Here is a 25,069-nt window from a genome sequence, read left to right as displayed (position 1 = left end):
GTTTCGCGCGCTGCTCGGTGAATGATGTTGGTATGCCAGGTGATCCATGCCCGAACCGGGTCGCTGCTCGCAGTGCCGGAAATAGCCGGTGGGCCGCGCGCATTGTCGCCGCGCTCGTCGCCCTCCTGCTCGGCGTAACCGGCTGCGCCGCATCGGGGGAGCAGCCGGAGCCGGGTGTGCTCACGGTCGGTGTCCGCGAACCGGCCGGCCTGCTGCCCGCGGATCTGCGGGATCAGACGGGCCGGATGATCGTCGGCGCGCTGTGGACCCCGCTGGTCGACTACGACGCCGGGACCGGGACGACCACTCTGCGGGCCGCGGAGGAGGTCTCCAGCACGGATCAAATGACCTGGGAGGTCAAGCTACGGCACGGGAACCAATTCCACGACGGGACGCCGGTCACCGCGCAGTCTTACGTGGATACCTGGCGCACCGTGGCCGCCGAGCGGTGGACCGGCTCGGTCGCGCTCACCGAAGTGTTGCGCGCCGACGAGATCAGCGCGCCGGACGAGCACACCCTCCGGATCGTGCTCGACCGGCCGTTCGGTCAGGTGCCCGCCGTGCTGGCCGCTCCGGCGTTACTGCCGCTGCCCGCATCGGTACTGGCCTCCCGGGATTGGGCGGGCTTCGCGGTCAACCCGGTCGGTAACGGGCCGTTCCGGCTGGCCGAGCCGTGGCAGCCGAATTCGGGCGGACGGCTGGTGCGGGTCGGCGAAGCCGCGGGCAACGTGCGCGAGATCCAGCTCAGGGTGGGCGATTCCGTCGCGCAGTACGCCCAGGTGCAGGCGGGCTCGCTCGACCTGGCCACCGAGGTGCCCGGCGTGCGGCACGAGGCCATGCACCAGGATTTCGCCGACCGGCATGCGATGTGGCCGCTGCCGGAGGCAGGCTATCTGGCATTCCCGGTGTCGGACAAGCGTTTCGAGGATCCCGCCGCGCGCCATGCGTTCGCGATGGCGATCGACCGTGCCGCGTTGGCGGCGGGCCCGCTCGCGCACCAGGTCGACCCGGCCCGCGCGCTACTGCCACCCGGCATCGCCGCTGGCGAACGCTCCGCCACTTGCCGCCCGTGCACGCACGATCAGCCCGCGGCGAAGTCGCTGCTCGGTCAGGTCACCTTCACCGGCCCGGTCACGCTGTATTTCGGTGCCGCACAGGAGCAATGGGCCCGGCCGCTCGCCGAGCAGTTGCACACCGCCTTCGCGCTGGAGGTGACCGCCCGCCCGCGTGGCGACCAGGCACCCCAACCGTCCGACGCGCCCTTCCTGCTGACCTATGCGCCGAGCACCGCCAGCCCCCATGAACTCCTCACCGCCCTCGCGAAAACCACAGGCCTCCCAGACGACGGATTCAGCCAACTCCTGGCAGCTGCCGATGCCGCGGCCACCGCGCAGGAGAGCGGCCAGCGCTACCGTCTCGCCGAAAATCACCTGCTGCGCGACCTCCCGGTAACCCCGCTGTGGTCCGGCCACGGCCACGCGGTCTGGACGCCCCGGGTACACCAGGTCACCGCCACACCGCTGCGCGGCATCGAGCTCGCCTCGATCTCGCTGTGAGCGGTTGCCGTGCCGAAATCCCGGTTCCGGCGGTGCGCGCTAAGTCATAGTCGTACAGGGCGATTCGGCACGAGCGAGGGGCTGTGATGATGAGTGAACCTGCGGCGACTTCCGGGGTGCGGTTCGCGCGGGTGGTCGCGGCCAGCGTGGCGGGCACGACGATCGAGTTCTACGACTTCTTCCTCTACGGCCTTGCGGCGGCGCTGGTCTTCAACAAGGTGTTCTTTCCGGCCGGTGATCCGTTGGTCGGAGTCTTGCTGGCGATGGGGACCTATGCGGTGGGGTTTCTCGCGCGGCCGCTGGGTGGGGTGCTGTTCGGGCATCTCGGCGACCGGGTCGGGCGGCGGCGCACCCTGTCCATCACCTTGATGCTGATGGGCGGGGCGACGGTGGCGATCGGGCTGCTTCCGTCCTACGCGACGATCGGGGTCGTGGCCCCGATTCTGCTGGTGCTGTTGCGGCTGGTGCAGGGCTTGGCGCTCGGCGGGGAATGGGGCGGCGCGGTGCTGCTGGTGGCCGAGCACGGGTCGGCGGCGCACCGGGGATTCTGGAGCAGCTGGCCGCAGACCGGAGGGCCGTTGGGGAACTTGCTGGCCACCGGGGTGCTGGCCGCGCTCGGGCTCGGTATCTCCAACAGCGAGTTCGAGGCGTGGGGCTGGCGGATTCCGTTCCTGCTCTCGATCGTGCTTGTCGCGGTAGGGCTTTGGCTGCGGCACGCGGTGGAGGAGTCGCCGATCTTCGTGGCGGCACAGCGGCGCGGGGTGACGCGGCAGGGACATGCGCCGCTGCGGGTCGTGCTGGGTCGTCATCGTAAACAGGTGCTGATGGCGGCGCTGGCCGATGTCGGCGAGAAGGCGACGTACTACACCTTCAGCATTTTCCTGCTCGCCTACCTCACCCAGGTGGTGCATGCACCGAAATCCACTGCACTGACTGCGATTACGATCGCCTCCGTCTTTCAAGCGACCGCGATCGTGCTGGGCGGGGCGCTCGGCGATCGGTTCGGGCGACGGGGCACCAGCGTGCTGCTCGCCGCGCTGGTCGCGGTGTGGGCATTGAGCGCACTGCCCATGGTGGACAGCGGAAGTGCGGTCCGGATCACGGTGGTGATCACCGTCGGATTGACCCTGCACGGCCTACTGACGGGTGCGCAGGCACCGTTCTTCGCGGAGCTGTTCCCGAGCGAGGTGCGCTACACCGGAGCGTCATTGGGCTACCAACTCGCGACGATCGTCGGCGGCTCGCTGATTCCGCTCATCGGTGTGGCACTGCTGCAACGCTTTCCGTCGACCGTGCCCATCACCCTGCTGCTGTGTGTGACGCTCGCCTGTACCGCGACCGCGTTCCTCTGGGCCGGCGAGACGCGCGGGCGCGATCTGCGCGACATCGCGGGGGAGGCCGGTGCGCCGACCGGCTCGCGTCGCTCGCCCTCCGCCTCCTGAAACCGGTGTCGGGTGTTCGGCGGACAGACGGCGTAAGTCCTTGGTGCAACACTCATCTGGAAGGCACCGGAGGACAAGTGCCGTCTCGATACAGCACGCGAGGAGTGCGTTATGCGACTTGTGGTGAACCGCAGCCAAACCGCGGTCAAGGGGATGCTCGGCGGACACAAGGGCATGCAGTTCAACCTGACCTGCCGGCTGCAGCTCACGGACGAGGAGAGCAGGCTCGTCCAGCAGTACACGCTGCTCGAGTATCCGCTCACGTGGCGAACCATCCAGGGCACCCGGCTGGTCGGCGATACCATCGGCAGTCTGCTGAACGGCTCGAGTCAGACGGTGTCGGACGTGAAGACGCTGCTGTCCAACGAAGCCGTGATCAAGGACGCGATCGACGAGTTGCCGGCGCTGTTCGAGGTCTGCCGGACCTTCGGCGGCAGCGAGATCATCGACTACCCGCGCGAGAAGAGTGCGTGATTGCGCGCGGGTAGTCGAGATTGTTCCTAGCCCCGCTCGAACACGCTCGCGTCATCCAGCATCGCGGCGTGCAGCATGGACTCCGGGACACCCATGCCCTCGACGAGGGTGAGCGCCTCCGGCCGGAGCCGGTCGACGAGCTCGTTGACGCCCCGGCGGACTGCCTTGGCCCGCTCGACGGACATGAACCGGTGCATGATGTACCACGCCTGGTTCTCTTCCAAGGTCGAGTAGACGAAGAGATCGCAGACCGTTTCCGCGAGTGCGCGCGCGTCCGGGTCTTGAATGTCCTCGATGCCTTCGATGAAGGCCTCCAGCACGAGGCGATCGATGTGGGCGGTGCCCGCGGCGAGGATGTGATCCTGGGCGTTGTTGAAGGCTTCGAACGGCGTGGTGTCCTTGGCTCGGGCGCGCAGGCGGTGGCCCGCGGTGCGCACCAGGTATTCCTCGCGGTCGGCGAACAGCTGGAGCTGCACGGCGCGCCGGGCCAGATCGCCGTCGTCGATGGAGTCGTTGGAGCCGTCGCGCAGGCGCTGGATCAGTTGGCGCACACCGGTTACCTTGCGCACCTCGTCACCGGCCATGGTGGCGGCGAACTTCACCCAGCCCAGCGCGTCCAGGTCACGCACCTCGTCGGAGTACGCGGTGAGCAGTTCCTTCGCGACCAGCTGGGTGAGCACCACATTGTCGCCCTCGAAGGTGGTGAACACGTCGGTGTCCGCCTTCAACCCGACGAGCCGGTTCTCGGTCAAATAGCCTGCGCCGCCGCAAGCTTCGCGACATTCCTGGATGGCGCGGGTGGCGTGCCTGGTCTGCGCGACCTTCAAACCGGCGGCCCGCTTCTCCAGCGCCCGCTGCGAGCTCGGGTTGAGATCCTGACCGGTCTGCACCAGGTGCATGCGGCGCACGAGGTCGTTCTGCGCGAACGCCAGCGCGTAGGTCTTGGCGACCAGCGGCAGCAATCGCCGCTGGTGGCTGCGGTAATCCAGCAGCACCGTCTCGGTACCGCTGTCCGGATCGGAGAACTGCCTGCGCTTCAACGCATAACGCAGCGCGATGCTGAGCGCCACCCGGGTGCCCGCCGCCGCGGCACCGCCGACGCTGACCCGCCCGCGCACCAGCGTGCCCAGCGTGGTGAAGAAGCGACGGCTCGGATTCTCGATCTCGGAGGTGTAGGTGCCGTCCGGCTCCACGTCGGCGTACCGGTTGAGCAGGTTCTCCCGCGGAATACGCACGTGGTCGAACACGATGCGTCCGTTGTCGACGCCGGGCAGGCCGCCCTTGAGCCCGTCATCGATCGTGGTCACGCCCGGCAGGTCGGCGCCGTTCTCATCGCGGATCGGCACCAGCAGGCAGTGCACGCCGCGACCCTCGCCCTGGGTGATCAACTGCGCGAAAACCGCTGCCATTCTTGCGTGTTCGGCGGCACCGCCGATGTAGTCCTTGCGCGCAGACGGTGTCGGCGAGTGGATCACGAACTCCTGCGTGTCCGGATCGTAGGTCGCGGTCGTCTCCAGGTGCGCGACGTCGCTGCCGTGCCCGGACTCGGTCATCGCGAAACAGCCGAGCAGATCGAGCGAGATCAGCCGCTTGATGTACTCGCGGTGCCGCTCGGTGCCGAGGTTCTCCACCGCCCCGCCGAACAGCCCCCACTGCACGCCTGCTTTGACCCACAGCGACAGATCCGTGTAGGCCAGCATCTCCAGCCCGGTGACCGCGGCGCCCGGTTCGCTGGTGCCGCCGTTCTCCCGGCGGAAACCGCGCTCGGCGTAGCCCATCGTGGCGATGACGCGCATCTGCTCGAGCACCCGGGCCCGAGCGGCCTTGTAGTCGAGGTTGGGGTCTCCGGCGAACTTGTCGTCCGCGAGCTGGATTCGGGCCTGCTCCCGGATCTCGCCCCACGGTCCGTCCAGTGCTGCGCGTAGGTGATCCGCCGTCGTTGCGGTGCCGGTAGTCATAACTCGACATTAGCCCGCGCCGCGCCGAGCAAACCGTGACTGTTGACACGACATTCCGGGCGGGGCTCTTGTGGCGGATTGAACGAGTGTTTAATATATTGAACATGTGTTTAACGAACAGCCCTTACCGCAAGGACCCGCCGCAGACCTGACCACGGCGGCCCGAATACGTGATGCCGCGATCGAGGTCTTCGGCGACCAGGGCTTCCAGGTCGGCGTGCGCGTGATCGCCCAGGCGGCAGGCGTCTCGCCCGGCCTGGTGAACCATCACTTCGGCTCCAAGGACGGCCTGCGCGCCGCCTGTGACGAGCGGGTGCTTCAGCTGATCCGCGACGAGAAGGTCAAGGCGATCACCGCGCAGAGTGTGGCGAAGGGCATGCTGTCCGCGCTCGCCGAGATCGAGGTATACGGACCGCTCGTTGCCTACATGGTGCGCAGCCTGCAAGCAGGGGGGCCGATGGCTCAGTCGCTTTTCGAGCACATGGTCGCCGATGCCGAAATCTACATCCAACAAGGCGTCGATGCGGGCGCGCTCAAACCGAGCCGCGACCCGGCGGCGCGTGCCAGATATCTCATGACGCTCAACGTCGGCGCGACCCTGCTGTGGGTGCAGATGCATCAGCAGCCCGGCGAGAAGCTCGATTTCCGCAAGGCGATTCGCGAGCTGACGGAGGAGCTCACACCCCCAGCCCTGGAGTTCTACACCCAGGGCATCCTGACCGACCCCACGCTATTGGACACTTTCATCGAGGAGCATTGATGTCCGAGGTCATCCAAATCAACAATCTCCGTAAGACTTTCGGTCATGTCGCCGCACTGGACGGGCTCGACCTCACGGTCGGCGAGGGCGAGATCCACGGCTTTCTGGGCCCCAACGGCGCGGGGAAGTCCACCACCATCCGCGTCCTGCTCGGTATCCTGCGCGCCACCTCCGGCCGCGCCGAACTGCTCGGGCGCGACCCGTGGTCCGACGCGGTCGCGCTGCACCACGAACTGGCCTATGTGCCAGGCGATGTCACGCTGTGGCCGTCGCTGTCCGGCGGCGAGACGATCGACCTGCTCGCCCGCATGCGCGGCGGCATCAACGCCGAACGGCGCGAGGAACTGATCCAGCGGTTCGACCTGGATCCGCGCAAGAAGGCGCGCACCTACTCCAAGGGCAACCGGCAGAAGGTCGCGCTGATCTCCGCGCTCGCGTCCGATGTGCGGCTGCTGCTGCTCGACGAACCGACCTCGGGCCTGGATCCATTGATGGAGCAGGTGTTTCGCGAATGTGTCGAGGAGGCCAAGCAGCGCGGCACCACCGTGCTGCTGTCCAGCCACATCCTGTCCGAAGTAGAGGTGCTCTGCGATCGGGTGACAATCATTCGCGCCGGACGCACCGTGGAGAGCGGCTCGCTGACCGAGTTGCGGCACCTCTCCCGCACCTCGATCACCGCCGAATTGCTGGGCGACCCAGGGGATCTCAGCCGCATCGCGGGCGTCGAGGACATCGAGCGGGACGGCTCGACCCTGCGCTGCCAGGTGGACGGAGAGCACCTCGGTGAGCTGATCCGGGTACTCGGCGACGCCGGCGTGCGCAGCCTGACCAGCGCACCGCCGACCCTGGAAGAGCTGTTCATGCGGCACTACCACGTCGACGGCGACGCCTCGGCGCACGCGACGAAGAGCGGGGAGAAGGTGGGCGCATGACTACCGCAACCGCGGGCAGGCACTATGCCGCTCCGGAAGTGCGTGGCTCGGCCGACTACGCGGGGACCGGTCAACTGCTTCGCCTGTTCCTGCGCCGTGACCGAATCGTGTTGCCGCTGTGGGTGATCGCGTTCGGGCTGTTGCCCGCCTTCTATGTCGCGAGCACCAAGAGCGTCTACGGCACCCAAGCCGATCTCGACAACTACGCGAAGACCATCACCGACAGCCCGGCGCTCGTCGCCATGTACGGGCCGGTGTTCAGCACCGATATCGGCTCGATGGCGTTGTGGAAGGCGGGGCCGTACTTCGCGATGATCGCGATCGCGACCATCCTCACCGTCATTCGGCACACCAGGGTGGAGGAGGAGACCGGCCGAGCCGAACTCGTCGGCGCCACCAGCATCGGCCGCTTCGCCGGACTCACCGCGGTGCTGCTGATGACCGCGTTCGGCTGTGTGGTCGTCGCAATCCTGTCCACCGCAATGCTGTACAGCAACGACCTGCCGCTCACCGGGTCGGCGGCGTTCTCGGTGACGCTGGCCTGTTCGGGCCTGGCCTGGGCCGGTGTGGCGGCGGTGGCCGCCCAGGTGAGCACCGGCGCGCGGATCGCACGCGGTCTAGCGCTCGGCGCGCTCGCCGCGGCCTTCGCACTGCGGGCCATCGGGGATGCGGGCAACGGTGTGCTGTCCTGGTTCTCACCGGTCGGCTGGTGTATTCAGCTGCGGGCCTTCGCCCAGGAACGCTGGTGGGTCCTGATCCCGCTGCTCGTGCTGGCCGCACTCACCACCGCGGCCGCCTACGTGCTGCTGAGTCGGCGCGATACCGGTTCTGGCCTGCTCGCCGAGCGACCGGGCCCACCGGCGGCGGCGCCCGCGCTGGCGGGCCCGACGGGACTGGCCTGGCGGCTGCAACGCGGCTCGCTGCTGGCCTGGACCATCGGCTTCCTGCTGTACGGGCTGCTGATGGGCGGGGCGGTGCGCAGCGTCGGGAACATGGTCGACGACAACTCGACGGTGCAGGATCTGGTCACCCGGATGGGCGGGTCGGACATGCTGCAGAACTCGTTCATCACCCTCGCGCTCACCCTGCTCGCCGCGGGTGCCGCCGCCTACTCCGTCTCGGCCGTGTTGCGGCTGCACGACGAGGAATCCAGTCAGCGGGCCGAATCCACCCTGGCCGGGGCGGTGAGCCGGGAACGATACGCGCTGAGCCACATCGGTTTCGCGCTACTGGGGCCCGCGCTGCTCCTGCTGGTGGCCGCGCTGGCGATCGGCGTGGTCTACGGCGCGACCGACGGCGATATGGCGGGCAAGTTGACCGACGCGATGGGTGCCGCGGCCGTCCAGGTGCCCGCGGTGTGGGTCTTCACGGGTATCGCGGTGGCGATCTACGGCATCGCTCCGCGCTTCACTCCGATTGCCTGGGGTGTGCTGAGCGTGCTGATCGTGATCTTCTTCATCGGCTCGCTGGACGGGCTGCCGCAGTGGCTGGTTGATCTCGTGCCGTTCGTTCACCCGCCGAAGTTGCCCGGTGCGCAGTTCCAGGCGGCCCCGGTGTTGTGGCTGCTCGGCATCGCCGCGGCGTTGCTCGCGGTCGGCATCGTCGCCTTCCGCAGGCGCGATCTGCGCTGATGCCGCGGTGTCCGGCCCGTGCGCTCGACAGGGTGCGCGGGCCGGCGTCGGGGTTGCGGGGGCCATCGGCAGGTGGGGCGACGGGCGACCGCAGCATAGGCGCAGCCAACCGCGACGAGGTGCGCTCGCTCGTCAGCCGATGCCGAGTTTCCCGGCGAGCCGGCCCACATAGGCGAGTACCTCATCCGCCGAACGATCCGGCACCCCGAAAACCACCTCGGTGACGCCGAACTCGGCCCACTGCGCCAGCTGCGCCGGGTCCGGCCGACCGGCCAGCGCGATGACCTCCGGCGTGCCGGCCCGGTCGTGTTCGCGCCAGATCCGGTGCAGCAACGCAATCTTGGTGTCCACCCCGTCTTCGGTGGGCGTGGTGATCCACCCGTCGGCGTGCTTGGCCAGCCAGGTGAACGACTTCTCGGTGCCCGCAGCGCCGAGGTGCACCGGTATCCGCTTCTGGATCGGCTTCGGCCATGACCAGCTCGCGCCGAAGTTCACGAAATCGCCTGCGAAGCTGGCCTCTTCCTCGGTCCAGATGGTGCGCATCGCGTCCAAGTGCTCGCGCAGCACCGTCCTGCGCTTGCCCGCGGGCACCCCGTGGTGGGCCAGTTCGTCGGTGTTCCAACCGAATCCGACCCCGAGGCTGACCCGGCCGCCGGACAGGTGGTCGAGCGAGGCGATGGTTTTGGCCAGCGTGATCGGGTGGTGCTCGGCGGGGAGCGCCACCGCCGTGGACAGGCCGATCCGGCTGGTGACGGCGGCAGCGGTAGCCAGTGCCACCCACGGATCGAGGGTGCGCAGATACCGGTCGTCCGGCAGGCTGGCGTCGCCCGTCTGCGGGTGCGCCGCGGCCCGCACCACCGGGATATGCGTGTGCTCCGGCACGTAGAACGTGTCGAAACCGGAATCCTCGGCGGCCGCCGCCGCTGCCGAGGGCGTTATGCCCCGATCGCTGGTGAACAACACAATTCCGTACCGCACCGCACACGCTCCCATCGGCTGAATTAGAACAAGTTCTACCATCTTTCTCGATCGGCACCAAGGGTTTGCGCAAGCAGGCACAGCGCGAGCGCCATGGCGATGGCCGCCGCCATGCCGCCGATGATGTCGGTCGGCAGGTGGTAGCCGAGCCCGATCATGCCGACGGCCACCGCGAGCAGCGCCACCACCGCCACCGCGAGCGTGATGAGCCGGGCACGGATCGAATCGATCAGCACGATGAACGTTGTCGCGATCGCGACCAGATGCACGGTGTGCCCGCTGGGATAGGCGAGATAGTCGTGTAAATGCCGGTCCCAGAGCGGTTTCCAGAGCCAGGTATTCACCGCGAGTGCGACTTCGGGCACCACCACCATGATCGCGGCGTGCCGCCATCGGCCGCGGTAACCGAACCAGGCGGCGGCGAGCAGCAGCAGCGGCAAGAGGATGTAGGCGTTGCTGGGAATCACCAACGCCTGATAGAGGCCAGGCCGGGTATCGAGCGCCGAGTGGATCGGGGCCGCGAGATCGCGATCGAGCGACGTCGAGCCGCCGTCCGGCGGGAAGGTCGCGGGCAGGACGGCGGCGACGGCGGCGCCCAACGCGATGCCGCCGAGCCGGAGCGCGCCCCCGGTGCTGACGTCTTGCCGTAGTCCGAACACCGGTCGACCATAACTACTGACAGTTTCTTGCTGCCCGACCGAGGGCCGTGCGAGAAGTCCATGGTCATTCGACCGAACTCGGTTGGCCGTCGAAACCTCCGCAGCCCCAGGTCAACTCGGAGATGTGTGTTAACACCTCGCGACGCTGCGAGGTCTTGGTATGGTCGTATTCGATCAGTGAACATTCCGGTTCGCCGATCGATATCTCGGCTCGGTCGGCCTGGATGCAACGTGGCTCGGGCGTATTTCGTGCGGTCGTCCGGTCCGTGGCAGGTGACTGAGAGGTACCCATGGTGGGCGATGAGGTCCGGCCTACGCTGGCCGGCACATATCGGCTTCCGACCATCGTCGGGCGGGCGGCTGAGCTCGCCGAGGTCGGTCGACTGCTCATCGATCGCCGGGTCCGGCTGCTCACCCTCACCGGGACCGCCGGTGTCGGCAAGTCCCGGCTGGCTCGGGATGCGCTCTCCGACAGCGAGTTCCACGGCTGCCTCGACACGATCGCCGATCTGAGCGAGTGTGCCGATCGGGCGAGTGCCTGGAATGCGGTGCTGGAGAAGGCGAGCCACCGGTCGCTGGGCTGTGCACCGCAAGACCTCGACCCGGACACGGCGCTGGCGGTGCTGGCCTCCAGGATCGGCACCTGCCGGGCAATCCTGTTGCTGGACAACTGCGACCGGGTGGTCGAGCAGATCTCCACCGATGTGGCGCGGCTGCTGGAGCACTGCCCGAACCTGGTCCTCGTGGCGACCAGCCGCGTCCCGTTCAATCTGTACCGCGAGTGCGTGCTGTGCGTGCGCCCGTTGCGCACCGGCTGCGACACCGTCGACTACTACCCGGGCTCCGCGCCCGCCGCCCAGCTGTTGCTCGACAGCATCGACAGCCATTACCGGGGCACGGCCGCGGTGGCCGATCGGCTGGTGATCGACGAGATCGTGCGCGAGCTGGACGGCGTGCCGCTGGCCATCGAACTCGCCGCGGGCTCGATCGCCCGGATCGGCCCGGTACGCACCCTGCACCGCATCGAGGCGGGCGCGGACCTGCGGTCGCCGTCCTTCGTCGACGTGCCCGAACGGCACCGGACGCTGCACGGCGCGGTCGAGTGGGGCTTGGGCGGTGTCGCCCCGGAGGTGCTGGACCTGCTGCTGCGCCTGTCGCTGTATCAGTCGGTGATCGAGACCGACATGGCCTGCCTGGTGGCGGGCAAGCCGGAGGAGGAGACCACCATCGCGATGGCGGACCTGGTCCAGCGCAGCTTGCTCGACCATCTGTCCAGCGGGCCGCACGGGCACGGTTACCGGCTCTTCGCCACCGTGCGGGCCTACTGCAGGCAGGTGCTCGCCGCTGATCCGTTGCGTGCCAACGCGATCCGCGAGGACCATGTGGACCGGCTGTGCCGGCTCGCCGAGCTCATCGGGCCCCGCTTCGACCAGCGCCGGCACCGGGCGGACGCGTTGGACGCCGCGGGCAAACAGATCGTGGACTTTCTCTCGGCGGTGCACTATCTGATCGACACCGGGCGCCCGGAACGTGCCGCGCACCTGGCGGCCCGGCTGGAGTCGGCGTGGATCCAGCACGGCTACCAATCCGAGTTGGAGTCGGTGCTGGCCAAAGCGCTGGAGATGAGCGACCGCAGCACGCTGGACCCCGGCGTGACCGCGCCGCTGTGCCTCGAAGTGCTCGGCACCTGGGCGGGCCGCTCCGGGCGGTTGCGGCGGGCGGTCGAGCTGCTGACGGATTCGGCTGCCGCGTACCGCCGCGTCGACGCCCACGTCGACGCGGCCCGGGTCACCGTGGTGCTGATCGCGGTGTTGATCGGGCTCGGGGAGCGGGCGGCGGCCGAAGCCCAACTGGCCGTGGTGTCGCAGTATGCCGACGAACTCGATGGTCCGTGGCCGTCGCGGCTGCGTGGCTCGGCCATGCTGCTGCGTATTCCGGACCCGCCCACCCGCGACTCCGAGGTCTTGGCCGGTTTGTGCGGCCGGGCCCGCCGTCTGGACAGCACGGCGCGGCTGATCGGACTGAACACGCTGGCGCGCACGCAGATCGGCCCGCTGACCGCGGATCGGGCCCAGTCGCTCTATCGCGAGAATCTGGCCGACGGCGATCTGGAAACTCATGCGCTGCAAGCGATCGTCGCGCTGGAGGGCTGCGCCATGGCCTACGACGCGGCCGGTGTCGAGTACGCCGAACCGGCGGTGACGCTGATGCTCGCGGCCAGGCACTTGCGGGCCACCCACGGCATTCCGCAACTGGGCGCGGGCGATCCGGCGCCCAGGGAAGCGGAGCACCGAAACGCCCTGGGCGAGATCAGGTTCCGGGAGATCATGCGTAAAGCAGGGGAGATGACCCTGGCGGACGCGGTGGCCTACGCCGGGGCGAGCCCGACGCTGCCAAACCCGGACGGATCGCCGCTTGCCGCGCTGACCAACCGGCAGCGCGAGATCGCCCGATTGGTCGCCACCGGCCTGACCAACCGGATGATCGCCACTCAGCTGGGGATTTCGGAGTGGACCGTCGTCAATCACGTGCGTCAGGTGATGCTCAAGCTGGACTGTCCGTCACGGCTGCACGTCGCGCTGGTGGTGGAGCGAGATTCCCAACCCGGGGAGAGTGCGGGACGCGGCGAACCCGCGGTCTACGAGCAGACGGGCGAGCTGCCGCGAATCACAGTGGCACGCAAGACATAACCACGAGCCGGATCACGGCCCGTAGGTCAGCACCACGCTGATCACGAACCACAGCACCCACGCGAAGGCGATCAGCATGCCCACCGCCAGCGTGATCCGCATGAAAGCCCGGCCGAAATCCATGTCGCGCGTCTCGCGCGGATACAACTTCCACGGGCTGTACCACGGCGCCGCGACCGCGTACACCGGCTTGTGCGCCTCCCGCTCGGCCTGCGCCAGCTCCTCCGCATACGCCTCGGCCTGCGCCTGATTCGGCCCGCCGTGCCACAGCGTGATGTCGATCGGGCCGAGGAAGCCCTCGTTCAGCAGCTCCTGCGGGGCGGGCAGGTAGGGCAGGATGCCGAGACCGCGGAAGGCGATGGCGACATCGTTGGCCGTCCACAGGTGCTTCTCCTGCTCGGCGAGCGAGTCGAAATAATGCCGCAGCCTGCCGGGGTCGTCGCCGAGGATGGCGTCGAAGCTCGGGTCGCTCCAGGCCTGCTTGATCGTCAGCTCGGCCCCGCGCAGCGGGACCACCAGCGCGAGGCCGTGCACCGCGCGCTGACCGAGGCCGCGGTCGGCCAGCCAGCTCTGCAACGCGAAGGTGTGCTCGCGCGACTTCTCCAGCGGCGTGCGCCGGTCCCTGCCCTCCATGGCGGCCGGGTCGCCGTTGATCGTCCACTGACCGTTGAGCGGGATCTCCAGCACGCCGTCCTGCCTGGCGACCAGCGCCTCGGCCTCGATCACCACACAGCTGGTCGGTGTCCACACCACCGCGTCGAACTGGTGCAGCCGATCCCGGTGGAACAGACTGCAGTTGATGGTGGCGACACCGTGCGGGCTACCCGGATCCTTCCAGGTGCGCAGCCAATCGATCAGCGCCCGCTCGGCATTGGTGCCCGCCGCGTTCTGCACTCGCACCAGCATTGACGACCGCCCTTCACGTCGACACTCGACAGTGCACAGGATACGAGGTGCGCGGGCGAGTTCGCCGCCCTGATGGCAACAGTCGGCGTGTTGGTGCCGCTAACCCTGCGGCAGTTCGGCCGCGAACTTGCCCGCTTTTACCGCCTCGACCAGTGCGGCATGGTCGGATTCGGTGCGGTCGGCGTAGCGGACCGCGAAATTCGCCACCGCGTTCTCGAACCGCTCGTCGTCGCCGAGGTAGCCCGCCAGCAGCCGCGGATCGAGCGAGCGCGCATGGGCGCGGGCCAGCAGCGCGCCGGCCAGCCTGCCGTAGTCGTCGAGGTCCGACGCGGACAGCCCGGCTGGGTCGATGCTGCCCTTCAGATTCCGGAATTGGCGCACGATGAACGGTATTTCGGTGCCGTCGCCGGTCGGGTCGACGCTGGTCCAGCCGAGCAGGATGTCGGTTTCGGACTGAACCAGCCTGGCGCCCTGCACGATTCGCTTGCCCTCGTGCTTGGGACGGGGCGCGGGCAGGAACGGCGCGAGCGAGGACGGATTCGCCTGCTTGAGCTGCAACACCAGGTCTTCACCCTCGTTGCCGTGCAGCAGCGCGACATAGGTGTGCAGGCCGACGCTGCCGGTGCCGACGATGCGGAAGGCGATGTCGGACACCGCGAATCGGGCGAGCAGGTTGCGCCGGGACTCGCGCAGGGTGCCTGCGTAGCGCTCCAGGCCGTCGGTGACGGCGGCCGCGACCCGATCGTCGACCGCGGTGAGAATCGGTGGGTCGCTGATGAATCGGTGCTTCTTGATGCCGGTCCGGTGATCATCGAGGTGTTCGGTCCACTTGGCAACCACCTTCGCGCTGGTGTTCTTGCGCGCCTTCTTGGCGGCCTTCTTGAAGTCGTCGATCAGGTCGTGCGCCGCGGCTTGATCCAGCACCGATTCGTCGGGCAGCGCGCTCCATGATTCCAGGAACGGCTGCTCGGCCAGCTGGGCCACCACGAGGCGGTAGGCGCGGGCCGCGTCATGGGCGGCCGTGCGGCAGTCGTCCTCGCCCGCACCGCTTTCCCGGCCCGCCAGCACCAGGCTGGCCGCGAGGCGATCCAGATCCCACTCCCACGGGCCGACGATGGTTTCGTCGAAATCATTGATGTCCATGATGATCTCGCCGCGCGGTGTGCCGTACAGGCCGAAGTTCGCGGCGTGCGCGTCGCCGCACAGCTGGGCGGTGAGCCCCGTGTCGGGCCCGTCCGCGAGATCGGCGGCCATCAACCCGGCCGCGCCGCGGTAGAAGGTGAACGGCGACGCCATCATCCGGCCGATCCGCAGCGGCACCAGGTGGGTGAGCCTGCCCGCATTGCTGGCGGCGATGAACTCCAGCACATCGGGCCGCCGCGCGCCCTCGGCGGCCCGATCCCTGGCGTCGACGGGCACGCGCTCGCGCACCGCCTGGCCGCGAGCGCGCACCTGCGCCGCAGGAACGTAGGAGCGTAGATCGATACGACTGTCTGACACGCTGCTGACGCTAGCGGTTGCCGGGGCCTGCGATGGTGTCGGTTTCACCACGTTCGGCCGCCTATAACCCCAGCTGTCGGCTGCGACACCAGCGGTCTCAGGTGGCGGGCACGGTCCGCTCGACCGGAGTGATCGGCAGCCGCAACGCGCCGGGGGCGGACTCGGGCACCACCGGCCGCTTCGGCGCCACCGGGGCGATCCGCTGATATGCCGCCCCGAGTTCCGGGCGCGGGTCGGCCTCGTTCTTGTTGGGCCAGAACGCCATCGCCCGCTCCGCCTGCGCGGTGATGGTGAGCGACGGGTTGACGCCGAGGTTGGCGGTCACCGCGGAGCCGTCCGCGACGTGCAGGCCGGGGTGGCCGTACACCCGCTGATACGGGTCGACGACGCCGGTCTCCGGGGTGTCGCCGATGACGCAGCCGCCGATGTAGTGCGCGGTCGCCGGGATGTTGAACACGTCCATCACCAGCCCGTGCGTATCGCCGTGCACCTTCTCGCCGAAGCGGCGGCCGATGTCGTGCGCCATCGGGATCCAGGTGGGGTTGGGTTCGCCGGTGCCCTGCTTCGTCTTGAGCAGCCCGCGTTTACGGAAGGAGGTCAGCGAATTGTCCAGCGACTGCATGACCAGCAGGATCACCGACTTCTCCGAGGCCCGCCTGGCATTGAGACTGCGCAGGAACACCAGCGGATGCACCAGGATGGCCAGCAGGAAGCGCAGGAACCGGAACGCGCCACCGTCCACGATCGGCACCGACATCGGGAACAGCGCGTTCTGGCCCTTGCCGTAGTGGCAGACCTCGATGTGGGTGTCCTCGGCCGGATGGATCGACGACGTGATCGCGATGCCCTCGGCGAAGTCGCGGCGCGTGCGGCTCACCACGTTGAGGATCGCCTCGGAGTTGCTGCGGGTCAGCTCGCCGAGCCGCGGTGAGAGATGCGGCAGCACCGCCTCGTCGCGCATCTTGTGCAGCAGCTTCTGGGTGCCCAGCGCGGCGCCTGCGAAGACCACCTGCTCGGCGGTGAAGGTCTTGCGCTCCTTGCGCACCCAGCGGTCCGAACGCTCGGTCCGCACGGCGTAGCCGCCCTCGGGCAGCGGCCGGACCTCGGTGGCGGTGGTCAGCGGATGCACCTCGGCGCCGGCCTGTTCGGCCAGGTAGAGGTAGTTCGTGGTGGTGGTGTTCTTGGCGTTGTGCGGGCAGCCGGTGAAACATTGCGCGCAGTGCACGCAGCCGCGCCTGCGGGGGCCGACGCCGCCGAAATAGGGGTCGTCCACCTCGGTGCCCGGGTCGCTCTCGTTGAAGAACACACCCACATTGGTCGGATGGAAGGTCTCGGGGACGCCGAGGTCCTCGGCGATCTCGCGGATCACCTCGTCGGCCGGGGTCAGCCGCGGGTTCGGCGCGACGCCGAGCATTCGCTGGGCCTGGTCGTAATACGGCGCCAGCTCGGCCCGCCAGTCGGTGATGTGGGCCCACTGTTTGTCGGTGTAGAAGTTCGACAAGGGCTCGTAAAGAGTATTGCCGTAGATGAGGGAGCCGCCGCCGACGCCAGCGCCGGAGAACACCGCGCACTTGCCGAGCACGCTGATCCGCTGCGGTCCGGTCAGACCGAGTCGCGGTGCCCAAATCGATTTGCGCACATTCCAATTCGACTTCGGGATTTCCTCGGCGGGCCAGCGTCTGCCCGCCTCGAGCACGCCGACCCGATACCCCTTCTCGGTCAGCCGGAGCGCGCTCACGCTGCCGCCGAATCCGGAGCCGATCACCACCACGTCGTAGTCGAATGCGGGCATGACTTCCTCTCGTTCACCGGCCCATCGGGGCCGGTCATTCACCGTACCGGCAGATGAGACGATTTCATACTCATTCTGTCACCGCGCGGGCTGTGGCGGAAACCATCCTTACCCGGCGATATCGCGGAAACCGGCGTGCCCGGATGGCGTCGATCGGGGTCGGTGCGGTAAGCACGGGGCGTGACAACCGAATCGGGCACCACGGAACCGGGGGAGCGCGCCGACACCGACGGCGCGGCAGGCGGTGTGTTCGACGACCGCATCCTCACCGTCCCGAATGTCCTGAGTGTGGTGCGGCTGCTCGGTGTTCCGCTGTTCCTGTGGCTGCTGCTGGTCGAGCACGCCGACGGCTGGGCGTTCGTGCTGCTGATCGCCAGCGGGGTCACCGACTTCCTGGACGGCAAGCTGGCCAGGCTGCTCGATCAGTCCTCGCGCCTCGGCGCACTGCTCGATCCATTCGTGGACCGGTTGTACCTGGTGACGACCCTGGCGGCGTTCGTGATCCGTGGGCTGCTGCCCTGGTGGGTCGCGGTCATCCTGGTCGGCCGCGATCTGGTGCTGACCCTGACACTCTCGGTCTACAAACGCCGCGATCTACCCCCGCCCGAGGTCATCTATCTGGGCAAGGCGGCCACCTTCGCGTTGATGTCGGCGTTGCCCTGGTTGCTGGCCGGGGAGATGGATTGGGCGCTGGACGGTTTCGGACGCGCCTTCGGTGGGGCATTACTGGTCTGGGGCACGGCGGTGTATGTATGGACCGGCTTGCTCTACACCGGTAAGGCGATCGCCGTCGCCCGCGCGATACCGGCTGTGCCACACCGCTCGACCTGACCGACGGCGTCGAGTCGAACATTGTCTCGACCCTCGCATAGAGTTGCGCCCACACGATCACAACGGAAAGGACGGACGGCCTGTGACCCAGACCCCCGAAGATCTGCGCTACACCGAGGAGCACGAGTGGGTGCAGCGGATCAGCCCGACCCGGGTTCGGGTAGGCATCACCGACTATGCACAGTCTCAACTCGGTGACGTTGTGTTCGTGCAGCTGCCCGAGACGGACAAGGACGTCGCCGTCGCGGACAGCATCGCCGAGGTCGAGTCGACCAAGAGCGTGTCCGACATCTACGCCCCGATCGCCGCGAAAGTCGTTGCGGTGAACGAGGATCTGGTGCAGCAGCCGGAAACGCTGAACACCGATCCGTACGGCGACGGATGGCTGTTCGAACTCGAGGTCGCGGACGCCGCCGGCCTCGACACCACCCTCGGTGAACTGCTGGATGCGGCAGGTTATCAAGGAGTTATCGGGGGCTGAATCAGCCTTCCCGGTTCTACCTGCACGGGCACGCCCTGGCAGGGTACGGTCAATGCCAACAGATGCGCCGACAGTCATGGTCGGGAATCTAGGGACTCGACGGCAGGTCGTGGTGCCACAGGTATCACCTGCTTGCATGGATAATCAGGTTCGAGGAGGAGAGAAACGGTGAGCGAGAACAAAGACCCGGGTTACGGGGAGACCGCGGCCGAGACGACGTCGGTCTTCCGCGCGGATTTCCTGAACGAGGTCGACGCGTCGCGCTCCGGAGAGCCGACCGGTGAACAGCCGGTCCAAGGGGTCGAGGGTCTGCCCGTTGGCGCGGCCCTCCTGGTCGTCAAGCGCGGCCCGAACGCGGGCTCGCGGTTCCTGCTGGATCAGCCGACGACGTCGGCGGGCCGCCACCCCGACAGTGACATCTTTCTCGACGACGTCACCGTCAGCCGTCGGCATGCCGAGTTCCGCCAGGACGACGATTCGTTCCAGGTTGTCGATGTGGGCAGCCTGAACGGCACCTATGTGAATCGGGAGCCGGTGGACTCCTCGGAACTCCAGAACGGCGACGAGGTACAGATCGGCAAGTTCCGTCTCGTGTTCCTCACCGGACCGCGGGCCCAGGTGAACGAGCCGTCTGCGGGTGCAGGCAGCCTATGAGTGTCGTGACGGATTCGGCGCAGTGACGGGCGCGGCGCAGTGGGCCCGCGGAGGCATGTCGATCGGCTCCGTGCTCGACCTGCTGCGCCCCGATTTTCCGGACGTCACCATCTCCAAGATCCGCTTCCTCGAAGCGGAGGGCCTGATCCGGCCGGAGCGCACGCCCTCGGGCTACCGCAGATTCTCCGTCGCCGATTGTGAACGGCTCCGGTTCGTACTGACCGCGCAACGCGATCAGTACCTGCCGCTGAAGGTGATCAAGGAACAGCTCGAGGCGATCGACAGCGGTGCGGCGACGCTCGGCGTGCGGGAAGCCCGCGCCCGGGCGCACTCCGGTCGCACGGGTGCGTCGGAGTCGGCAGCGTCCGACTCCGAGCACTCGGATACATCCGGCGGGAATCGGAACGGTGCCGCGGCGCCGAGGAGGCTCGGCGTGGTGCCCAGCGAGATTTCCCCCGACGATCTGCGTTTCGATCATGAAATACGGCTCACCCGCGCGGATCTGCTCGCGCAGGCCGACATCGACGAGACCTTCCTCAACGACCTGGTTCGCGCGAACCTCATCACGCCGGGCCCGGCCGGATTCTTCGACGGCGATGCGGTGACGCTCGCCAAGACGGCCAAGGCAATGGCCGAATTCGGTTTGGAGGCACGGCATTTGCGTGCGTTCAAGCTGGCCGCCGATCGGGAGGCCGCGCTGGTCGCGCAGATCGCCGCCCCCATCGCGAAGAGCCGGGACGCCGGTGCCCGCGCCCGTGCCGAGGAAACAGTGCGCGAACTCGCGGCGCTGTCGCTGACGCTGCACACCTGTCTGGTGAAGTCGTCGGTGCGGACGTCGCTGGGCGGCTGAACATCCCGTTCGACCGGCGATGCGCGATCGGTGTCATGTTTCGGTCATCCAACACGCCGATTTCGGCTGTGCACACCGATCACTGCACCCGCGCGGGTTCGCCTAGACTCGTTGGTACGGCGAGCTGGGCGGTGGTCGTGCCGGGCGGCCGGCGAGTATTGGGAGGCAGTGCGATGAGTGAGCGTAGCGAACGAATCATGTCACAGCGTGTGTCGCGCGTGCCGGGGCTGATTGTCGTCAGCGAGGTGCAGGCATGAGTGAGATGCGCGTTATCGGCATTCGTGTCGAGCAGCCACAGAACCAACCCGTGCTGTTGCTTCGTGAGGTGTCGGGGGATCGGTACCTACCGATTTGGATCGGGCAGGCGGAGGCGACCGCGATCGTGCTGGAGCAGGAGGGGGTGACCCCGATCCGCCCGCTGACCCACGATCTGATCAAGATCCTGATCACCGAGCTCGGGCACACCCTCAAAGAGGTGCGCATCGTCGACCTGCAGGAAGGCACCTTCTACGCGGACCTGGTGTTCGAGAATGATCTGCACATCTCGGCCAGGCCGTCGGATTCGGTAGCGATCGCCTTGCGGGTCGGTTGCCCGATCTACGCCGAGGAGCCGGTGCTCGAGGAAGCGGGGCTGGTGATGCCGGACGAGCGCGAGGACGAGGTGGAGAAGTTCAAGGAATTTCTCGAGTCCGTCTCACCGGACGACTTCAAGGCCACCGACAGCTGAGCGGCCCATCCGCCGCCCCGGTGCCGCCACGCCGACGACGCGCGGAGCTGAACCAGAGGTCGAGACTTTAACCGCGCGTCGCGTTTGGCTCCACGATGGTGCTCCCTGGACAATCAAGGGGAGTAATCTCGATAGTTGGGCCACGTCCGTTTTGGCCAGATCGTCAGTACACGCAGTGGTCGAAACGGAGCCGGGTCATCGATGAGGCTAGCCGTCGGCGAAGCAAGGGAGTGGTCAGTGGCAGAGCAATCGCAGGATGTGGTACAGCCAGGCCTGTTCCCGGACGACTCGGTTCCCGACGATCTGGTCGGCTACCGGGTACCCAGTGCATGCCAGGTGGCCGGGATCACCTACCGGCAGCTCGACTACTGGGCGCGCACCGGATTGGTGGTGCCCTCCATCCGCAGCGCCGCGGGCTCGGGGAGCCAGCGGCTGTACTCGTTCAAGGACATCCTCGTCCTCAAGATCGTGAAGCGGCTGCTCGACGCGGGCATCTCGCTACAGAACATTCGGATAGCGGTCGACCACCTACGCAGCAGGGGAGTGCAGGACCTCGCCGGCATCACCCTGTTCTCCGACGGTACCTCGGTGTACGAGTGCACCTCGGCCGAGGAGGTAGTCGATTTACTGCAGGGCGGGCAAGGCGTCTTCGGAATCGCCATCAGCGGAGCCATGCATGAACTCACCGGCGCCATCGCCAACTTCCCTGCGGAACGCGCGTCCGCGGTGACCGAGCGCCCGGAGGACGAGCTGTCCTACCGGCGCAAGGCACGGATGAGTCGCAAGACCGGATAAGAATAGCCAACCGAAACAACACCCCGCCTCCCCGACGAATCGAGGGTAGCGGGGTGTTGTGCTGTGTGGCACTTGATTTTTGGTGCAGAGGGGAGGGATGCCCGCCTAGGGTTATGGCACCACATAAAACATGTTGTTAAGTAGATATGCGCATCTAGCTATGTCTTTGTTGAAACCGTCCTGACCTGCACGTGACGAGCGCGACACCGCCGGGACGGGACCAGTGCCACGTTCCGGCGTGTCATCGGCTTAAACTGGTGGCGCGCCAACGCCGTGCGGGAGAGTCCCGGGTTCGTCAGAGTCCGGGCGCCGAAGGAGCAGCACCTCCCCGTCAATCTCTCAGGCAACAGGGACCGTGCGGGCTTGGGCGCCTCTGGAAAGCGGTGGCTTCGGGCTGCCCGCCGATGGGGAAAGGGGCTCGGCCTACTCGTAGGCCGCGGCGTCCGAATCTCTCAGGCAACAAAAACAGAGGGGGAGGGCTGGTACTCGTCGACCCCCGTCGACCCGCCCGACCCAATGGGAGCTGCCGTGACTCGCTCATTCGCCGACCGCCACATCGGACCCGACCGGGGCGAACTCGCCCGGATCCTGGACGTCGTAGGCGTCGGCTCGCTCGACGAGCTCGCCACGAAGGCCTTGCCCGCGACCATCCTGGACGGGTCCGGACTCGCCGGATTGCCGCCCGCGGCAACCGAACACGAGGTGCTCACCGAACTCGCCGGGCTCGCCCACGCCAACACCGTGGCCACCTCGATGATCGGGCTCGGCTACTACGACACGCTGACCCCGCCGGTGCTGGTACGCAACCTGCTGGAGAACCCTGCCTGGTACACGGCCTACACGCCGTACCAGCCGGAGATCAGCCAGGGCAGGCTCGAGGCGCTGCTCAACTTCCAGACCATGGTGTCGGAGCTGACCGGCATGGACGTGGCCAACGCGTCCATGCTCGACGAGGCCACCGCGGCCGCCGAGGCGATGACCCTGCTGCACCGGGCGAGCCGGTCGAAGTCGGCGCGCCTGGTCATCGACACCGACCTGTTTCCGCAGACCAAAACCGTGCTGACCACCCGGGCCCAGCCGCTGGGTATCGAGCTCGTTCCGGCGGATCTGGCGGGCGGCGAGTTGCCCGAAGGCGAGTTCTTCGGTGTGCTGGTGCAGGCTCCCGGCGCGTCCGGGCGTGTAGTCGACTGGACGTCGCTGATCGGCGCGACGCACGAGCGCGGCGCGCTGGTCGCGGTCGGCGCGGATCTGCTGGCGATGACGCTGATCGCCTCGCCCGGCGACCAAGGCGCGGACGTGTGCTTCGGCACCACCCAGCGTTTCGGTGTGCCGCTCGGCTTCGGCGGGCCGCACGCGGGGTATCTGGCAGTGCGCACGGCGTATGCCAGGCAGCTGCCGGGCAGGCTGGTCGGCGTCTCGGTGGACGCCGACGGCGACGTGGCCTACCGGCTGGCGTTGCAGACCAGGGAACAGCACATCCGGCGTGAGAAGGCCACCTCCAACATCTGTACCGCGCAGGTGCTGCTGGCCATCGTCGCGGCGATGTACGCCAGCTACCACGGTGCCGACGGGCTGCGCGAGATCGCCCGCCGCGTGCACCGGCACGCGGCCACCATCGCGGCCGGGCTCGACGGCGCGGTGGTGCACGACACGTTCTTCGACACCGTGCTCGCGCACGTGCCAGGCGGTGCGGAAGCCGTTGTCGCGAAGGCGAAGTCGCGCGGGATCAACCTGCGCCTGGTCGACGCCGATCATGTCGGCATCGCCTGCGACGAGGCGACCACCGAGGCGCATGTCGCGGCCGTGCTCGAGTCCTTCGGCACCACACTGTCGGCCGAGCAGAGCGGGCCGGCCCCGGTCGCCGCGATCGAGAACCGCACCTCCGGGTTCCTCGACCACCCGGCGTTCACCAAGTACCACACCGAAACCGCGATGCTGCGCTACCTGCGGTCGCTGTCGGACAAGGATATTGCCTTGGACCGCAGCATGATTCCGCTCGGTTCCTGCACCATGAAGCTCAACGCGACCGCCGAGATGGAGGCCATCACCTGGCCAGGCTTCGCCCGCGTGCACCCGTACGCCCCGGTCGAGGACGCCCCCGGCCTGCTGCAGGTGATCACCGATCTGGAGCAGTGGCTGTGCGCCATCACCGGTTACGACTCGGTGAGCTTGCAGCCCAACGCGGGCAGCCAGGGCGAGTACGCCGGCCTGCTGGCGATCCGGCGCTATCACCTGGATCGTGGTGACACGCACCGGGATACCTGCCTGATCCCGTCCAGCGCGCACGGCACCAACGCGGCCTCGGCGGCGATGGCCGGACTGCGCGTCGAGGTGGTCAAGTGCCGCGAGAACGGCGATATTGACCTGGACGACCTGCGCGCCAAGATCGCCGACCACGCCGCCCGGCTGGCCTGCATCATGATCACCTACCCGTCCACGCACGGCGTCTACGAGCACGAGGTCGCCGAGCTGTGCGAGCTGGTGCACGACGCGGGCGGTCAGGTCTACGTCGACGGCGCGAACCTGAATGCGCTTGTCGGACTTGCCCGTCCGGGCAAGTTCGGCGGCGACGTGAGCCACCTGAACCTGCACAAGACGTTCTGCATCCCGCACGGCGGCGGCGGTCCCGGCGTCGGCCCGGTGGCGGTCCGCTCGCACCTGGCGCAGTACCTCCCGGGCGATCCGCTGGTGACCGACTCGCACGCGGTGTCGGCCGCGAACTACGGCTCCGCCTCGATCCTGCCGATCACCTGGGCCTACATCCGGATGATGGGTGCGGACGGGCTGCGCAGCGCCACCTTGACGGCGATCGCGTCGGCCAACTACATCGCGCGCAGGCTGGACGAGTACTACCCGGTGCTCTACACCGGCGAGCACGGCATGGTCGCGCACGAGTGCATCCTGGACCTGCGGGAGATAACCAAGCAGACCGGCGTCACCGTCGACGATGTGGCAAAGCGCCTGGCGGACTACGGGTTCCACGCGCCGACCATGAGCTTCCCGGTGGCGGGCACGCTGATGGTGGAGCCCACCGAGAGCGAGAACCTGGCCGAGCTGGACGATTTCATCGAGGCGATGATCGCGATCCGCAAGGAGATCGATCAGGTGGCGGCCGGCGTCTGGCCGGTCACCGACAGCCCGTTGCGCGGTGCGCCGCACACCGCGGCCAGCCTGGTCGGTGAGTGGGAGCACCCGTACAGCCGCGAAACCGCGGTGTACCCACGGGGTCTCGGTCATGCGCGGGCGAAGGTGTGGCCGCCGGTGCGCCGGATCGATGGGGCTTACGGCGACCGTAATCTGGTGTGCTCGTGCCCGCCGCTGGAGGCGTACGCCGAGTAGCCAGGTGAACTAGAGGCGGCCTCGATCACGGTCTCTCTCGAACAACGCACGCCGAAGGCGCCCTCCGCTGAGATCAGCGGAGGGCGCCTTCGGTCGTCCGAGCGGTGCGTTCCG

The 25,069-nt window shown here is 67.9% G+C and carries 20 protein-coding genes and 1 riboswitch; of the genes, 14 read left to right on the top strand and 6 right to left on the bottom strand.

Annotated elements, in window-relative coordinates:
• Positions 1 to 32 precede the first annotated feature (32 nt).
• The 3 genes from ACIHA7_RS12420 to ACIHA7_RS12410 all read left to right on the top strand — a co-directional run bounded on the left by ACIHA7_RS12420 (position 33) and on the right by ACIHA7_RS12410 (position 3,472).
• On the top strand, positions 33 to 1,556 hold the full coding sequence (locus ACIHA7_RS12420; RefSeq protein WP_397288555.1) for an ABC transporter substrate-binding protein: 1,524 nt from the start codon (positions 33 to 35) through the stop codon (positions 1,554 to 1,556).
• An 89-nt stretch (positions 1,557 to 1,645) separates the two neighbouring features.
• Entirely contained in the window at positions 1,646 to 2,998 is a 1,353-nt protein-coding gene (locus tag ACIHA7_RS12415; protein WP_397288553.1) for an MFS transporter, read from the top strand.
• A gap of 111 nt (positions 2,999 to 3,109) precedes the next feature.
• Entirely contained in the window at positions 3,110 to 3,472 is a 363-nt protein-coding gene (locus ACIHA7_RS12410; protein WP_397288551.1) for a hypothetical protein, read from the top strand.
• 26 nt (positions 3,473 to 3,498) lie between these two features.
• On the opposite strand, the gene ACIHA7_RS12405 is transcribed toward ACIHA7_RS12410, so the two are convergent.
• A complete protein-coding gene (locus tag ACIHA7_RS12405; RefSeq protein ID WP_397288549.1) occupies positions 3,499 to 5,430 on the bottom strand; it encodes an acyl-CoA dehydrogenase in 1,932 nt (643 codons plus the stop codon).
• A 106-nt stretch (positions 5,431 to 5,536) separates the two neighbouring features.
• On the opposite strand from ACIHA7_RS12405, the gene ACIHA7_RS12400 reads away from it, so the two are divergent.
• From ACIHA7_RS12400 to ACIHA7_RS12390, 3 genes are read left to right on the top strand one after another with little or no spacing between them, the layout of a single operon-like run.
• The gene (locus ACIHA7_RS12400; protein WP_397288547.1) at positions 5,537 to 6,190 is read left to right on the top strand and encodes a TetR family transcriptional regulator; all 654 of its coding nucleotides are present in this window, start codon (positions 5,537 to 5,539) and stop codon (positions 6,188 to 6,190) included.
• Positions 6,190 to 7,122 (top strand): ATP-binding cassette domain-containing protein, encoded by a 933-nt coding sequence (locus tag ACIHA7_RS12395; protein WP_397288545.1) that lies wholly within the window; start codon positions 6,190 to 6,192, stop codon positions 7,120 to 7,122. The genes ACIHA7_RS12400 and ACIHA7_RS12395 overlap by 1 nt, the downstream gene beginning before the upstream one ends.
• Positions 7,119 to 8,753, top strand: coding sequence for an ABC transporter permease (locus ACIHA7_RS12390; RefSeq protein WP_397288543.1), 1,635 nt, complete (start codon positions 7,119 to 7,121; stop codon positions 8,751 to 8,753). The genes ACIHA7_RS12395 and ACIHA7_RS12390 overlap by 4 nt, the downstream gene beginning before the upstream one ends.
• 132 nt (positions 8,754 to 8,885) lie before the next feature.
• Here the strand turns inward: ACIHA7_RS12390 and ACIHA7_RS12385 are convergent, their stop codons facing one another.
• Positions 8,886 to 9,731, bottom strand: a complete 846-nt coding sequence (locus ACIHA7_RS12385; RefSeq protein ID WP_397288541.1) for a TIGR03619 family F420-dependent LLM class oxidoreductase — start codon at positions 9,729 to 9,731, stop codon at positions 8,886 to 8,888.
• 35 nt (positions 9,732 to 9,766) lie between these two features.
• A complete protein-coding gene (locus tag ACIHA7_RS12380; RefSeq protein ID WP_397288539.1) occupies positions 9,767 to 10,390 on the bottom strand; it encodes a phosphatase PAP2 family protein in 624 nt (207 codons plus the stop codon).
• Between the two features lie 293 nt (positions 10,391 to 10,683).
• Here ACIHA7_RS12380 and ACIHA7_RS12375 point away from each other — a divergent pair, with 293 nt between their 5' ends.
• Positions 10,684 to 13,080, top strand: a complete 2,397-nt coding sequence (locus ACIHA7_RS12375) for an ATP-binding protein (protein WP_397288537.1) — start codon at positions 10,684 to 10,686, stop codon at positions 13,078 to 13,080.
• 12 nt (positions 13,081 to 13,092) lie between these two features.
• Here the strand turns inward: ACIHA7_RS12375 and ACIHA7_RS12370 are convergent, their stop codons facing one another.
• The 3 genes from ACIHA7_RS12370 to ACIHA7_RS12360 form a co-directional block, all read right to left on the bottom strand.
• Complete coding sequence (locus ACIHA7_RS12370; protein ID WP_397288535.1) at positions 13,093 to 13,986, bottom strand: nuclease-related domain-containing protein; 894 nt, start codon at positions 13,984 to 13,986, stop codon at positions 13,093 to 13,095.
• A gap of 99 nt (positions 13,987 to 14,085) precedes the next feature.
• Entirely contained in the window at positions 14,086 to 15,486 is a 1,401-nt protein-coding gene (locus ACIHA7_RS12365; RefSeq protein WP_397288533.1) for a DUF2252 domain-containing protein, read from the bottom strand.
• Between the two features lie 97 nt (positions 15,487 to 15,583).
• Positions 15,584 to 17,278 carry a GMC oxidoreductase gene (locus ACIHA7_RS12360; protein ID WP_397288531.1) on the bottom strand — a complete coding sequence of 565 codons (1,695 nt, stop codon included), beginning with the start codon at positions 17,276 to 17,278 and terminating at the stop codon, positions 15,584 to 15,586.
• A gap of 246 nt (positions 17,279 to 17,524) precedes the next feature.
• Here ACIHA7_RS12360 and ACIHA7_RS12355 point away from each other — a divergent pair, with 246 nt between their 5' ends.
• From ACIHA7_RS12355 to gcvP, 7 genes are all read left to right on the top strand, one after another.
• On the top strand, positions 17,525 to 18,109 hold the full coding sequence (locus ACIHA7_RS12355; protein ID WP_397288747.1) for a CDP-alcohol phosphatidyltransferase family protein: 585 nt from the start codon (positions 17,525 to 17,527) through the stop codon (positions 18,107 to 18,109).
• Positions 18,110 to 18,191: 82 nt separating this feature from the next.
• On the top strand, positions 18,192 to 18,590 hold the full coding sequence (gene gcvH, locus ACIHA7_RS12350) for a glycine cleavage system protein GcvH (protein ID WP_135237069.1): 399 nt from the start codon (positions 18,192 to 18,194) through the stop codon (positions 18,588 to 18,590).
• A gap of 168 nt (positions 18,591 to 18,758) precedes the next feature.
• Positions 18,759 to 19,244: an FHA domain-containing protein gene (locus ACIHA7_RS12345; protein ID WP_040734653.1), complete on the top strand. Its 486-nt coding sequence runs from the start codon at positions 18,759 to 18,761 to the stop codon at positions 19,242 to 19,244.
• Positions 19,245 to 19,299: 55 nt separating this feature from the next.
• A complete protein-coding gene (locus ACIHA7_RS12340; protein ID WP_397288527.1) occupies positions 19,300 to 20,094 on the top strand; it encodes a MerR family transcriptional regulator in 795 nt (264 codons plus the stop codon).
• 253 nt (positions 20,095 to 20,347) lie between these two features.
• Positions 20,348 to 20,821, top strand: coding sequence for a bifunctional nuclease family protein (locus tag ACIHA7_RS12335; protein WP_069160942.1), 474 nt, complete (start codon positions 20,348 to 20,350; stop codon positions 20,819 to 20,821).
• A gap of 201 nt (positions 20,822 to 21,022) precedes the next feature.
• Entirely contained in the window at positions 21,023 to 21,616 is a 594-nt protein-coding gene (locus ACIHA7_RS12330) for a MerR family transcriptional regulator (RefSeq protein ID WP_107656386.1), read from the top strand.
• A 266-nt stretch (positions 21,617 to 21,882) separates the two neighbouring features.
• Positions 21,883 to 21,982: riboswitch (glycine riboswitch) on the top strand.
• Between the two features lie 150 nt (positions 21,983 to 22,132).
• Positions 22,133 to 24,955 (top strand): aminomethyl-transferring glycine dehydrogenase, encoded by a 2,823-nt coding sequence (gcvP, locus tag ACIHA7_RS12325; protein ID WP_397288525.1) that lies wholly within the window; start codon positions 22,133 to 22,135, stop codon positions 24,953 to 24,955.
• Positions 24,956 to 25,069 lie beyond the last annotated feature (114 nt).

It is taken from the genome of Nocardia sp. NPDC052316 (assembly GCF_044547795.1).
GTDB lineage: Bacteria > Actinomycetota > Actinomycetes > Mycobacteriales > Mycobacteriaceae > Nocardia.
This window is presented reverse-complemented; position numbering and strand designations above follow the sequence as displayed.